A 13,848-nucleotide genomic window follows, 5' to 3' on the forward strand; every position below is an offset into this window, starting at 1 on the left:
GGTGGGGGGTCGGTCATCGGCCGTAGCCGACAGGCAGCTTGTACGGCCCGCGGAAGGTGGGCATCACCGAGCGCTCGACCGGGTCGGCGAGCAGCCGGGGCGCGGAGACCCGCTCGACGAAGGCGCGGACCGCCTCGTCGTGGACGAGCTGGCCGAGCCGGCCGCCGAGGCAGTAGTGGATGCCGTGCCCGAAGGCGATGTGCTTGACGCCGGACCGGCCGAGGTCGAGCCGCTCCGGGTCGGCGAACTGGGCCGGGTCGCGGTGGGCCGCGCCGATCCAGACGAACACCTCGTCGCCCGCCCGCAGCTCGTGCCCGCCCAGCTCGAACGGCTCGCGCGCGCGGCGCTTGGTGAGCTGGATGGAGGCGTCGTAACGCATGAGCTCCGGCGTGGCCTCGGCCACCGCCTCCGGATCCTCGCGCAGCCGCCGATAGGCCTCGGGGTCGCGCAGCAGGTGCAGGAGGCTGTTGCCGATCTGGTGGGCGGTGCTGACCTGGCCGGCGGTGAGCAGGAAGGCCAGGTTGCCGTGCAGTTCCTCCTCGTTGGCGAAACCGCCGTCGGTGTAGCAGTCGGCGAGCGTCTGCACCAGGTCGTCCCGCCCCGCCTCCTCGCGCCTGGCGGCCACCTGCTGGGCGAAGAAGGCGGTGTACTCCGCCACCCCGCCGAGCAGCTTCCGCTGGTGCGTACGGCTCAGCGGGCCGTCGTCGATCAGCAGGCCGAGACTGAGCATCCACGACAGGTAGCGCTCGTCGTAGGCCGGGATGCCGAGCAGGCCGGTCAGGCTGATCGCGGGCAGCACGAACCCGAAGCGGTCCATCGCGTCGAACTCGCCGCTCTCGCCGGTCAGCACGGCGTCCAGCAGCGCGTGGGCCAGCTTGGCGACGTCCTCGCGCATGGCGTCCACCTGACGGCGCAGGAACGGCCTGGTCAGGTGCTGGCGCAGCCTGGTGTGCTCCGGGGCGTCGCTCACCACGATCTGCTGGTCGATCGCCCGTTGCGCGGCGTCCAGCCCCGGCTCGCCCGGCAGGCGGTCCTGGCCCCAGTGCGGTCGTCTGGCCGACAGCCTGGGATCCATCAGCGCGGTCTGCGCCGGGGCGTACCCGGTCACCATCCACGCGCCCTGGTCGCCCATCTCCTCGTCCCAGTACACCGGGTCGGCCTCGCGGACCCGCCGGTAGAGGGGGTAGGGGTCGTCGATGTGCTCCCGGCGGTAGATGCCGGCCATCGTGACCTTCGTCATCGGCTGCCTCCTGCGCCGTCGGGCCCTTCATGAACGTCCAGCTCCATGACCGTCCTGCCGTCGCCGGGGTCAACCCCTCGCCAGCCCCGCCCGCCCCTGCTGACGACCACCCCGCCGGGGGTCCCGTCTGCGGGCGCGGGGACGGCCTCAGCCGGGCAGGTCAGCCGGGCGATCCGCAGCCTCCCGGTCCGGCTGCCGGTCACCGCCCGGATGACGGCCTCCACCGCCGCGACCGGAAGCCGGTGGCGGGGCGGCAGGTCGGCCACCCACAGGTCGGCAGGCCAGCACGGCGGCACCTCGGCCACCCGGCCCTCCCCCTCGTCGCGCCACCGCGCACCGGGGATCACCAGCCCACGCCACTCCAACCCCGGCCCAGCAGCCGACTCGCCACCTTCGCGGCCACCACCCGCTACGGCGGGGCCGCGCCCAGCGGCCGGCACGGCAGAACCGGGCCCAGCGGCCGGCTCACCGTCCTCCCGCCCACCAGCCGGGGCGGCGGCGGCGGGCGCGCCTCGTCCAGCCGGTACGGCGGGGCCGTGGCCGGTGGCGGTTGTGACGGTCATCGAGGCCACCGCGGAGCCGTCCTCGGGCCGGCGGAAGATCACCGAGACGGCCCAACGACCGTCCAGCTCGGTGACCTCGGCCTCCCGGTCGAGGATCAGGGCACCGTCCTGGGCCACCAGGCCGGCCAGGTCGACCTCCACCCCACGCAGCTCGTCAGGAAGGAGCGGAGGCCCCTGCTCCGGCACCAGCCACTCCGCCGACCGCAAAGCGTTCTCGAGCAGCAGGCTCGCCGGGAGCGCCGCCCGCCCCCCGACCAGGAAATCGCCCAGCGCAGGCACGGCCGCGGCATCGAAGCGCACCCGGCAGGACAACCGCTCCTGGGGCCGGAAGACGAGCGGCTCCCCCAGGTGGAACAACCGCGGGCAGGCGACGTCAAAGCCCGGCAGCTCATGCTCCACAACGAACTGGGCGGCCTGCACCGGCCGCAGCGCCTGCCCGAGCCGCCCGAGGAAGGTCACCTCCCCAGCCCCGGCGACGAGCTCCCGGCACCAGAGGTCAAGCCCCTCGGCGGGGTCGAGCGCGCTCATGTACCGCAACGCGGCGTCGACGTTCCCCGAGACGCTGAGGTCCAGCCACAACGGCCAGCACACGGTGAGCGCGCGGAACGACGGCCCGGCGGATGCCGTCTGCCCGGCCCACAGCCCGAGCCGGGCCAGCGCCTCGTTCCCCGCCGCGTAGTCGAGCTCCCCCGTCATGCCGCCCAGCCGCCCGGTGAGGGATCCGGCGGCGCAGAGGAAGTCCAGGTCCCGTTCACGGACGCCGGCCAGCAGCCGGAGCAGGCCGGTGACCTTGACCGCCACCCCGGCCAGCAGATCGCGGTCGGACTTGGCGGGCAACCGAGCGGGCCGATCGACCCCGGCCAGATAAACCACACCGGCCAGCCGCCGCCCCGGCCCGCCAACCACCGCGTCCAGCCGCACCCCCGGGTCCCCCTCCAGCTCCGCCTGCGGGGAACCGACCGGGGGGCGGCGCGGGGACAGGTCGTCGAGGAGGGCGTCGACCGCCGCCTGGTCGGTGAGGTCGCAGGGCAGGTAGCGGATGCGTAGGCCGCGGTCGGCGGCGGTGCGGAGGTTGTGGTGGAGGTCGCGCCGCTGGGACAGGCGGGCGAGGTGGGTGCGGGTCTCGCGCAGGGAGCCGTCGGCGGCGGCCTGGCGCAATCGGTCGTGGCGGTAGGCGGTGAAGCCGGGCTCGTCCAGGGTGAGCCAGTCCTCGTCGCCGGCGGGCAGGGGGCGGCGGCCGGTGACGACGACCTCGCACCCGTATCGCTCGGCCAGTTCGGTGGCGAGGGCGTAGCCCAGGCCGACGCCGCCGCCGCAGACCAGCACGATGTCGTCCGGGCCCAGCTCGGTGGCGGGGGGTGGGGTCGGGCGGCGGCGGGGGACGAGGGTCATGCGCCGGCCCTGGTGGTAGCCGACCTCGCACAGGCCCCACCGGTACAGCTCCCGGGCCACCAGGGTGGGGAGGTCGGGCTGGCGGGGGTGGGCGACGTCCACGATGCGGGCGTTGAGGGTGGGGAGTTCGCGGTGGAGGGTCTTCGCCAGGCCCGCCCAGACACCGCCGAGCGGCTGATACACGACCGGCCCGCCGAGCCCACCGGACGGCTCGCCGTACCCCACGATGTCGCCGAGCCCGCCGGACGGCTCGCCGTACCCCATGGTGCCGCCGAGGTAGGTGACGGCGAGGTAGCCGAGGCGGTGGCAGTCGGGCTCGGCGGCCCAGTCGTCGTAGCAGTGCCGCAGCACCGCGAGGGTGCGCAGCAGGGGCTTCTCCCAGGCGGTCGGGTCGGCGAGGTCGAAGGGGTCGGCGAGGGTGAGGTCCACGACGGCGTCGGGCACGCCGGGGTCGCCGAGGCGCCAGAGCCGCGCCCCGGCGGCGGCGAGCTCGGCGCTCACCCGGTCGGCCGTCTCGTCGAGGCCGCCGAGTACGGTGACCAGCCGCCCGGCCAGGTCCTCGCTGGGGTGGCCGGGCAGGGGCGGGGCGGGGGCGCACTCCCAGGTGTAGCGGTGGACCGTGGGGTTCGGCATCGGCGCGCTCACGCCCGCTTCCGGGTGAGCCGCAGCCGGATGCCGCCCGCCGGGCGCAGCGACACCAGCCCGATCGGGACGACCCGCTGGTCGGGCACCAGACTCAGGGTGAAACGCCGGACGATCATGGCCAGGGCGAACTGCAGCTCCAGCAGGGCCATCGCGTAGCCGACGCAGCGTCGCGGCCCGCCGCCGAAGGGCAGGTAGGAGTACCGCGCCGGTCCGGGGCCCGCGGGGCAGAACCGTTCGGGGTCGAACTCGTCGGGGTTCTTCCACACCTCGGGGTTGCGGTGCGCCGCGTACGGCGGGATGAGCAGGGTCGTCCCGGCGGGCACGTGGTAGCCGCCGATCACGTCGTCCTCGACCAGGTCGCGGGGGAAGACCCAGATCGGCGGGTGGAGCCGCAGCGACTCGTCCACCACCTGCCGCAGGTACGGCAGGCGCGGCAGGTCGGCGGGGACGGGCGCCCGGTCGCCGAGCACGTCGCCGAGCTCGGTCTCCAGCTTGCGGCGCACCTCGTCGTGGGTGGCGACCGAGTAGAGCGTCCAGGCCAGGGCGCAGCCGGTGGTCTCGTGCCCGGCCAGGAAGAGCGTCTTGAGCTCGGCCCTGATCTGCCGGTCCGGCCACGGACGGCCGGTCTCGGCGTCGGTGGCGCTGAGCAGCGCGCTGACCAGGTCGTCGGGGTCGCCGCCGCCGGCGCGGTGCAGGGCGATCACGTCGTCCATCACCCGGTTGAGCACGCCCTGGTGCCGCCGGAGCTCGCGCCGGTACCTGGTCGGCACCCAGCGCGGCAACATCTGGCTGACCTCGCCGGTGAGGATCATCGCCTTGAGCGAGAAGCGCACCGCCGGGGCCAGTTCGGCGTAGCGTTCGCGCAGGTCGACGCCGAAGAGCATGCGGCTCAGGACCCCCATGGCCAGCCACATCATGTCGTCGACCAGCTCCACCTCCTCGCCGCGGTCGGCGGCGGCGCCCCAGCGTTCGAGCAGTTCCTCGACGCTGGCGGTGATGACGCCGGAGGCGCCGTGCAGCCAGGAGCGCTGGAAGAACGGCTGGCTGACGTCGCGGCGGGCCCGCCACTCGGGGCCGTCGGTGGTGAGCATGCCGCGGCCCATGAAGAGGTTGAAGCCCTGGTAGAAGCGGCCACGGCGGTAGTTGTCGACGTTGTCCTGCAGGACGTGCTTGATGAACTCGGGCCCGGTGAGCTGGTGGACGAGATAGGGGCCGAGCCGGACGCGGGCGATGCCGCCGTAGCCCTGCAGCTCGGTGAGCAGGCTCAGCGAGTCGCGCTTGAAGCTGCTCAGCGCGCCCATCAGGTGGCGGCCTTCCGGCCCCGGCGCTACGGGTGCGGTCATCGTGACTGTCCTCCAACGGCCGCGGGGGCCTGGTCGGGCGCGTGGAATTCGCCGGTGCCGATGTCGAGGTGGCCGAGGACGGTGGCGGTGATGTCCTTGATCTGGGCGACGACCTCGTGGCCCGGACCGGCCGCCACGAAGCGGTTGGCGGACGGGCCGGCGCCGAAGGCCGGGCCCGGCGGGGTGGCGTAGAGCTCGATCGGCCCGGCGGCGGCCAGGTCCAGGTCGTTGGCCCGCTGGTAGAGGTCGATGCGGCGGATGGCCAGCGGCGCGGCGACCGGGACGAGCCGCCCGTCGACCGGGTGCAGCACGCCCATCCGGGCCAGGCCGTCCAGGAGCAGGCTCGGCATGGCGAAGCGCGACCAGACCGGGTCGCCGGCGGGCAGGTCCGGCGCGAACCTGGCGCGTTTGCCGCGCGGGTGGGAGCGGGTGCCGGCCGTGGTCACGAACGGGCCGGTGAGCCGTACCGGGCCGCCCGGCAGGTGGTAGGGATCGGGCACGGGGAACTCGGCGGGGTCGTCGGGCCAGGGCTGGATGCGCGGCGGGGCGGCGAACCGGGCGGCCAGCAGGACCCGGGTGCTGAAGTGCGTGACGTCCTCGGCGAGGAGCGCTCCGTTCGGGGCGACGAGGTCGGTGGCCAGCCGTACCTCGACGGTGGCCAGGTTCTCGTCGGCGTGCACCAGCCGGGCGTGGACGCGCTTCGGCGCGGGGGCGACGCCGGGGTAGAGCCGCAGGAACCGCTCGAAGCGCAGGTCGGTGAAGCCGACCACGGGCAGGCCGGGGCGGAGCGCCTGGGCGGCTTCGGCGGCGATCTCCGTCAGGAAGGTCCCGGGCAGGGTTGGATGGCCGTTGACGAGGTGGTGCCGCAGGTAGGGGTCGGTGTCCAGGTCGAAGGCGCACGGCCAGGCGAGGGCTTCGCCGGGCGTGCCGGTGGCGGGTCCGCGCAGGTAGAAGGGCGTGGGTTCGCGACGAGGAGAGTGCTCGAAGAAGTTCGGGTAGGACTGGGTGACCGTCCGGCGCTCCGGCTCGCCCAGGTAGACGACGCTCGCGGCCGGGGTGGCGGCGTGCAGTTCGCGGACGAAGTGGTGCACGCCCTCGTGCGGCTCCATCGGCGTGTAGAGGCCGCGCCGCTCGTAGTAGTCGCTCACCAGGGGGTCGGCGCCCATGCCGACGCCGCCCCACAACGTCCAGCCGAGGGTCAGCTCGGCCTCGCTCGCGGCGGCCGCGGTGGCCAGGAAGTCGTTGCCGGAAGCGTAATCGGCCTCGCCGAGCTGGCCGAAGAAGCCGAGCAGCGAGCCGAAGCTGCACCACAGCGCGGGCGGCCGGGCGGCCAGGGCCCGCTTGAGGTTGCGGTGGGAGCGCAGCTTCAGGTCGCGGACCGCGCGGAAGGTGGCCAGGTCCTTGTCCGGCATCAGCGCGGAGGCGTTCCGGCCGGCCGCGTTGACCAGCAGGTCGATGCCCGGCGTCTCGGACAGGATCGTGCCGATCGCCTGCCGTACCGCGTCGGGGTCGGTGGCGTCGCAGGTCAGGTAGCGGACGCGGTCCGGGCCGCAGTGCGCGGCCATGGCGTCGAGGTTGCGGCGGGCCGCCCTGGCGTCGGCCATCCGGTCGTACTCGCGGCTGAACCCCGCGACGGGAACGCCGGGCCTGGCCTTGAGCTGGGTGCGCAGGTAGTCCTTGCGGCCCGCGGTGAAGTCGGCCTCGTCCTGGGTGAACAGGTCGGGCGGGTAGGTGTCCAGGGGGTTGCTGCCGAGCAGGTAGAGGGTCGGCCGGAACTGCTCGGCGAGGGCCTTCATCAGCTCGGCGGTGATGCCGCGTGCGCCGCCGACCGCGACGACCACCGACCGGTCGGACAGCCGTGCCGTTTCGGTGACGTCCGCTGGTCGGTCCACCAGCGTGTAGGCGTGCCGTTCGCCGTCCACGGCGTACACCACCGGGAGGGTGCGGGCGCGCCGTGCCTCCTGCTCTGCTTCCTGTACGGCGGAGCGGACGTCGCGGGCCGAGGTGGCGAGCAGGAAGCGGTCGGGGGCGGGCGACTCCAGGTGGGCGGTCTTCATCAGGCCGGAGAACAGGCCCACGTACGGGTGGGGGCGGCCCGACCGGTGGGCGCCGAGCAGGACCATCGTCGCCGGGGCGGTGGTGGCGTGGCGCAGGCACAGGAAGGCGAGGTCGTGCAGGCGTTCGAGGCCGGGGGCGGGGTCGGTCAGGGGTGGGGTGTCGGCCAGGTCGGCCAGCAGGCTCAGGTGGGTGGGTGGGCGGTCGCCGAGCAGGGCCGCCACCGCTTCCTCGGTCGGGTCGGGCAGGTGGTGCCAGCCGGGGCGGGGCTCGGGGAGCGGCCGGCTGGACAGGACGGTGGTGCCGGGGGGCAGGGTGAGGGCGGCGGCGCGGTCGGGGGTGTCGACCAGGAGGACGGACCCGGCCGGGAGGAACGGTCGGGGCGGGCCGGTGGCCGGGGCGGGGGCGGGCCGTAGCTCGGCCACGTGCCGCCGCACCTGCACCGGTTGGCCCGGGGCGTGGTGCTCGCCGTCGGCGAAGCGGGCGTCCAGGAGAGGCTTGGGCGTGGCGGTGGGGGTGAAGGTGATGGCGGGGGCGCCTGGGGAGGTGGAGCAGGTGACTGTGACGGGGCTGTCGGAGTGGAGCGCCCGCAAGAGGGCCAGGCCGCCGGACGCGCCGAGGTAGCGGGCGTGCTCGGGGGCGTCGGCACCGCACTCCAGCACCGCCGCGCCCTCCGCCGCCGCGCCCTCCGCCGCCGCGCCCTCCGCCGTGGCGGCCTCCGCCGTGGCGACGTCGGCATCGGCATCGACGTCGATCCAGCCGAGCACCGGCAGCCCGGCCGCTGCGGCGACCGGCTCGGTGGCGAGGGCGAACAGGAAGGCCCCCTCGGCCGCCTCCGCCCCACCGAGCAGGGCGCGCATCTCGGGCAGCGTGTTGCCGTTGATCCCGCCGGCCAGGGCCAGCCCCGCCTCCCCCGCCCGCAGATACCGGCAGGCGACGTCGAAGGAGTGCAGGGTCGAGGCCAGTCCGGCGTCGATCGTCAGGTTGGGCCCGTTGAGGTGGAAGTAGTTGGCGACCCGCGCCGAGATGATGTTGGGCATCATCCCGGGAAAGGAGTCCTCGTTGGAGGCGGGCACGAGCCGCCTGGCCTCCTCCCGCAGCCCGTTCAGCACTGCGGGGAGCGCCCCGGAGGCGGCCAGCCGCTGCCCGCCGGACAGCACCGCCTCGACGCTGTCCAGGTAGCAGCGGTTGGCGTACAGCAGGCCGGCCCGGGTGGGGCCGAGGTGGCCGACCACGACGGCGGCCCGCTCGGCGAGGTCCGTCCAGGCTCCGGCGAGCTGGGCGCGGAGCTGGTGCCCGCACTCCAGGATCATGAGCTGGCAGCGGTCGATCGTCCGGGTGGTGCGCGGCGGCAGCCGTACCTTCTCGAACTCCGGCACCGGGTAGAACTCGCCGAAGCTGCTCTCCGGCGCGGGGCCGTCGCCGCGGAGCCATGCGGCGACCGCCTCCGGCCCGGCGCCGGGCAGGTGCGCGGCCCAGCCGACGAGCGCGATGCGCTGCCGACCCGCGCCGGGCGCAGCCGCTACGGGCCGGGCGCGCGGGGTGTCGGTGAGGACCAGGTGGGCGTTGGTGCCGCCGAAGCCGAACCCGGAGACGGCGACGGCACGGCGCGGCCCGCTGGGCCAGGGCCGTGCCTCGGTGGGGATGTGCAGCCGGGACTCGGCGATGCGGAAGTCCTCGGGCGGCGACTCGAAGCGGAACTGCGGCGGGATCGTCTCGTGCCGCAGCCCCAGCGCGCCTTCGATCACCGACAGCACGCCGGCCGCCCAGCCGGTGTGCCCGACCAGCGACTTGTTGGAGGTGACGGCGACCGGCCGGTCGGTGTGGTAGCCGCGCAGCGTGGTGAACTCGGCGACGTCGCCGGCCGGAGTTCCGGTGGCGTGGGCGATGATCCAGTCCACGTCGTCGGGCTCGGCCCGCCGCATGGCCAGCGCCTGGCCGTTGGGGTTGGGCGCGTAGATCGCCTTGCCCTTGCCGTCGGAGGAGGTGCCGATCGTCTCGATCACGCCCAGGATCTCGTCGCCGTCGGCGCGGGCGCGGCTGAGCCGCTTCAGCACGACCACGGCGGCCCCGTCGGCGAAGATCACGCCGTCGGCGCCGGCGTCGAGGGCTCGGACGGTGCCCTGCTTGGACAGGCCCTGCAGCTTGGCGAACAGCACGGTGCCGCGGGGCCCGAGCGCGAACGCGCCGCCGCACACGGCCACGTCGGCGTCGCCGCTGAGCAGCGCCTTGGCCTCGATGTCGATCGCGTAGAGGGAGGAGGAGCAGGCGGTGTCGACCATCTGCAGGCGGGTGGCGGGCGGGAGCAGCCCGTCGACGGCCCGCCGGCCGACCTGGTGGGGCAGGTAGCGGCCGGGGTCGGCGGTGGCGCCCCGGTGGTAGCGCCCGGCGAGCCGCTCGCGCACCTCGGCCTGGACCGCCGCGCGGGTGGCGTCGTCCAGGTCGAGCCCGGCCAGCAGGCGGTCGGCCCGGTCGGTGACGGCGGCCAGGACGCCGGCCTCCTCCAGGTGCTGGTTGCCGTCGGGGGTGTAGCCGATGCTGCAGGAGAAGCGGTCGCCGGGACGGACGGTCACCCCGTCCAGGGCCTGGGCGATGGAGTGGCGCAGCCACAGCGTGGTGTGCTCGTGCTCGCCGGGCTGCTCGCCCTCGGCCAGCACGCCGGGGGCGGGGCGGAAATCGGTGATGAAGACGCAGTGGTCCTGGTAGGACTTGTCCTCGGCGTCGGGGTCCGTGGAGTGGAACTCGGCGCTGGGCCAGCGGTCGGCCGGGACGGGGACGAAGAGTTCCGCGCCGCGCAGGCGCAGGTCCCAGTACTCCTCGGGGCTGTTGGCGCCGGCGACGGCGAGGCCCATCCCGACGATCGCCACCGCGTCCTCGCCCGGCTCCTCAACAGGTTCTTCTGCGGGGCGGGGCTGAGACGTCGGCGGGCCGAGGAGGGTGGTGCCGAGGGACAGGCCGCCGTCGGCCAGCACCACCTGGCCGGTGATCCAGCGGGCCTGCTCGCTCGCCAGGAAGGCCACGACCGCGGCGAACTCCTCGGGCGTGCCGAGCCGTCCCATCGGGGTGGCCCGCCGGATCGCCTCCTGCATGCGTTCGGCGTCGGGGAAGCGTCCGGCGACCTCGCTGACCAGCATCGCCGCCGAGGCGGTGTTGACCCGGACGTTGCGCGGGGCGTACTCGGCGGCCAGGTACCGGGTCAGCGCCTCCATCGCCGCCTTGGCCGGGGCGCAGGCGAAGTAGTTGGCCATGACGAACTGCGCGCCGCCGAGCGCCGAGACGTTGACGATCGAGCCGCCGCCCCGCCGCTCCATCAGGGGCACGGCGTGCCGCGCGCACTCCAGGGCGCCCTTGACGTTGGTGTCCCAGCCCTTGTCCAGGTGCTCGCCGGTGACCTCGGCCAGCGGGAGCAGAGCGCCCGAGGCGGCGTTGTTGACCAGGATGTCGAGGTGCCCGTGCCGTTCGGCGACGGTCTCGAACATGCGGGCGACCTGCTCGGGACGAGCCACCGAGGCGCGGATCGGCTCGGCCGACCAGCCCGCCTCGGCCAGCTCGGCGCAGGTCCGCTTGGCCTCCTCGTGCGCGTGGAAGTAGTTGACGATCACGTGCGCGCCGCGCCTGGCGAGATCGGCCGCGATGGCCTTGCCGACGTTCCGCGCGCCTCCGGTGACCAGCGCGATCTTGCCGTCCAGCCGCTCCATGGGTCAGCGCCCGGCGCTCTCGTGCGCCACCGACCTGACGTAGGCGATGACCTTGCCCATGGTGGCGACCTCGTCCAGGCGGAAGCTGCCGGGCCTGGCGGGCAGGCCGTACCGTTCGGAGACCCGGGTGAGCAGTTCCACCTGCTTGACGGAGTCGATGCCGAGCTCGGCCTCCAGCAGGACGTCGTCGGTGAAGACCTCGACGGGGTACTCCAGGGCGTCGGCGTACAGTTCCCGGAGCTCACGGTCGAGGTCACCGGCCGGTACGGCGGCGCCGTACTCCTCGAACTCGCGGCGGATGTGATCCAGGACCCCGCGCCCGCGCGCGGCCCAGAACGCGGCGAAGGCGGCGGCATCGACGCCGGGCAGCAGCCCGGCCGGCACGGCCGGCTGGGCCGGCTCAGTGTCGAGGCGGGCGGTGTCGAGCCGGGCGGTGTCGAGCAGGCCGAGTTCGCGCAGCCGCGCCACGGCCGGTTCGGCCGACCGGGCGCCGGCGGGCAGCCCGGCGACGACGGTGATCCCGTCCGTGCCCAGGTTGCGCAGGATCAGCTTGCCGGTGGTCTCCAGCGCGCCGCACTCGACGAAGACCCGCGCCCCGGCCGCGTGCAGGGCGTGCGCGGCCTCGGCGAAGCGGACGGGAGCTACGAAGTGCCCCGCGAGCAGGTCCCCGAGGTTCTCGCCCGGTTCGTAGAAGCGGTGGTAGATCGGCGAGTAGACCGGGGTGTGCGGCTCACGCTGCGGGATGTCCCTGATCGCGGCGGCGAAGCGGGCGGCGGCCGGTTCGAGGAGCGGGCAATGGAACGGCACGCTCGCCGCGAGCCGGGCGAAGGAGACGTTGATCGCCCCGGCGACGCCGCGGACGGTCTCCATCGCGGCCCCCGACCCGGACACCACGGTCTGGGCGGCGTGGTTCTCCGCCGCCACGGCCAGCGACTCGTCCCCGACGAAGGCGACGAGCTGCCGCGCCCGGCCCGCGCCGGTGGCGAGCGCGGCCATGTAGCCGCCGCGCAGGTCTAGGCCGCCGATCGCGTCGACCCGGGCCCAGATCAGCCGGGCGCCGTCCTCGACGGTGTAGGCCCCGGCGCAGACGAGCGCGCCGATCTCGCCCAGGCTGTGCCCGGCCAGGACGTCCGGCCGCCAGCCGGCGCCGGTGAGCACCCGGTGCACCGCCACGCCCATGCCGTAGATCGCGAGCTGGGAGACCCAGGGCTCGTCGGCGAGCAGGCCCTCCATCGTCGCGGGCGTCGTGCCGAGCACGATCGCCGACAGCTTGCGCCCGGCGACGGCCGCGGTGACCGCGTCGATCTCGGCGAACACGTCGCCGACCTCCGGATGCCGTTCGGCGGCGGCGAGCAGGGCCGTGCCGTCGAAGGCCCCCTGTCCGGGGAACAACGCCGCCGTGGTGAGGTCCCGATCCTTCATCGTGTGATCTACTCCCCTGGTTGGTCTCACGTCTGACTGCCGGCACCCGGCATCCGCAGGATCAGGCAGGTGGTCGTGCCGTGCGCGCACAGGTCGCCGGAGGCGTCCGTGACGCGGCACTCGGCCGTGGCGGTGCGGCTGCCCAGGTGGACGACCGACGCCTCGCACCGCAGCCGCCCCGAGTGCACACTCACCTGGCGGACGAAGTTGCTCTTGACCTCGAGCGTGGAATAGAGGACCCCGGCCGGCAGCATGGTGTGCACCGCGCAGCCCATGACCGTGTCCATCAGGGTGACGAGCACGCCCCCGTGCACGCCGCCGAACGGGTTGTACTGGTACTCGGCCGGTTCCATGACGCCGGCCGCCCGGCCCTCCTCGGCGTCGGTGAGCCGGAAGTTCAGCATCGAGCAGGCGGGCGGCGGCGGCAGGGCGCCCTTGATCAGGGCGCGGAGGCAGTCGAGACCGCTCAGGCCGAGACCCTCGCGGGCGAGGATCCCGGGGTCCTCCCAGGAGATGACGTGCTGGCGGGTGCCGGCCGGCTCTGGCATGGACTGGCTCCTGTCTGTCTCGGTGCCCCGTGGGACCGGCTCGCGGTCAGCGGATCTTCTCGGCGCCGCCGTCGACGACGTAGTCGCCGCCGGTGATGAAGCCCGCCGCGGGCGAGGCCAGGAAGACGATCAGGTTGGCCACGTCCTCCGGCGTCCCCCACCGGCCGAGCGCCACCTGGGCGAGCGCGGGCAGGCTGGTGAGGAACTCGTCGGCCTCGAAGCCGTAGGAGGCGGCCAGCCGCGGGCCGTACTCGTCCCACAGCGGGGTGCGGATGAGGCCGGCCGAGACGGTGTTCACCCGGATGCCGCGGGGCGCGAGCTCCTCGGCCAGGCCCTTGCTCAGCACGGTCACCCCGGCCTTGGCGGCGCCGTACCAGTGCGGGCCGGTGGAGGGCCAGCGGGCGACGCTGGAGGACAGGTTGACCACCGACTCGCGCAGCAGGCCGAGCAGCGAGCGCGTGACGCGGACGGCGGAGAAGAGGTTGAGCTCGATCGCCCGCTGCCAGGCGGCGTCGTCGATGTCGCCGAGGCCGGCCACCGGCAGCCCGGTCAGGCCGCCGACCAGGTTGACCAGGATGTCCACCCGGCCGAGCTCGGTCTCGGCGGCGCGCCGCAGCGCCTCGGCCCCCTCGGTGGTGGTGAGGTCGGCCTGCAGCGTGAGAGCACCGCTCTCCTTCAGCGCGGGGCTGAGCTCGATGTCGGCGCCGAGGACCGTGACGCCCTCGGCGAGCAGCGTGCGGACGACCTGGCCGCCGATGCCGCCGCCGGCCGCCGTCACGACCGCGGTTTTTCCGGAGAGATGCAGATCCATTTTCCCGTTTCTCCTTCTGATGGGCCGGGACGGGACGCGTCCAGAAGGGCCTGCGCAGCCGTGCGGACTCGATGAGAAAAATATCGGGACGCAATAATCTGCCGGTCATTTACAGCCCACGAGCCATTCAT

Annotated in this window: 7 protein-coding genes; all 7 read right to left on the reverse strand. The window is 74.3% G+C overall.

The window, feature by feature from the left end:
* Positions 1-13: 13 nt before the first annotated feature.
* From AB0I67_RS29720 to AB0I67_RS29750, 7 genes are read right to left on the reverse strand one after another with little or no spacing between them, the layout of a single operon-like run.
* Entirely contained in the window at positions 14-1,240 is a 1,227-nt protein-coding gene (locus AB0I67_RS29720) for a cytochrome P450 (protein ID WP_357929901.1), read from the reverse strand.
* Complete coding sequence (locus AB0I67_RS29725; RefSeq protein ID WP_357929904.1) at positions 1,237-3,840, reverse strand: KR domain-containing protein; 2,604 nt, start codon at positions 3,838-3,840, stop codon at positions 1,237-1,239. The genes AB0I67_RS29720 and AB0I67_RS29725 overlap by 4 nt, the downstream gene beginning before the upstream one ends.
* Complete coding sequence (locus AB0I67_RS29730) at positions 3,837-5,183, reverse strand: cytochrome P450 (RefSeq protein WP_357929906.1); 1,347 nt, start codon at positions 5,181-5,183, stop codon at positions 3,837-3,839. Before AB0I67_RS29730 ends, AB0I67_RS29725 begins: the two co-directional genes overlap by 4 nt.
* Entirely contained in the window at positions 5,180-10,936 is a 5,757-nt protein-coding gene (locus tag AB0I67_RS29735) for an SDR family oxidoreductase (RefSeq protein ID WP_357929908.1), read from the reverse strand. The genes AB0I67_RS29730 and AB0I67_RS29735 overlap by 4 nt, the downstream gene beginning before the upstream one ends.
* Before the next feature lie 3 nt (positions 10,937-10,939).
* Positions 10,940-12,358 carry an acyltransferase domain-containing protein gene (locus tag AB0I67_RS29740; protein WP_357929911.1) on the reverse strand — a complete coding sequence of 473 codons (1,419 nt, stop codon included), beginning with the start codon at positions 12,356-12,358 and terminating at the stop codon, positions 10,940-10,942.
* A 26-nt stretch (positions 12,359-12,384) separates the two neighbouring features.
* The gene (locus tag AB0I67_RS29745; RefSeq protein ID WP_357929914.1) at positions 12,385-12,906 is read right to left on the reverse strand and encodes a PaaI family thioesterase; all 522 of its coding nucleotides are present in this window, start codon (positions 12,904-12,906) and stop codon (positions 12,385-12,387) included.
* 46 nt (positions 12,907-12,952) lie between these two features.
* Entirely contained in the window at positions 12,953-13,717 is a 765-nt protein-coding gene (locus tag AB0I67_RS29750; protein ID WP_357929917.1) for an SDR family oxidoreductase, read from the reverse strand.
* Positions 13,718-13,848: the final 131 nt, after the last annotated feature.

It is taken from the genome of Nonomuraea sp. NPDC050310, assembly GCF_040655795.1.
GTDB lineage: Bacteria > Actinomycetota > Actinomycetes > Streptosporangiales > Streptosporangiaceae > Nonomuraea.

Excerpts from the sequence above, each read along its gene's own strand:
- AB0I67_RS29740 (WP_357929911.1), bottom strand. The coding sequence starts at position 12,358 with ATGAAGGATCGGGACCTCACCACGGCGGCGTTGTTCCCCGGACAGGGG.
- AB0I67_RS29750 (WP_357929917.1), bottom strand. The coding sequence starts at position 13,717 with ATGGATCTGCATCTCTCCGGAAAAACCGCGGTCGTGACGGCGGCCGGC.
- AB0I67_RS29720 (WP_357929901.1), bottom strand. The coding sequence starts at position 1,240 with ATGACGAAGGTCACGATGGCCGGCATCTACCGCCGGGAGCACATCGAC.
- AB0I67_RS29730 (WP_357929906.1), bottom strand. The coding sequence starts at position 5,183 with ATGACCGCACCCGTAGCGCCGGGGCCGGAAGGCCGCCACCTGATGGGC.
- AB0I67_RS29745 (WP_357929914.1), bottom strand. The coding sequence starts at position 12,906 with ATGCCAGAGCCGGCCGGCACCCGCCAGCACGTCATCTCCTGGGAGGAC.
- AB0I67_RS29735 (WP_357929908.1), bottom strand. The coding sequence starts at position 10,936 with ATGGAGCGGCTGGACGGCAAGATCGCGCTGGTCACCGGAGGCGCGCGG.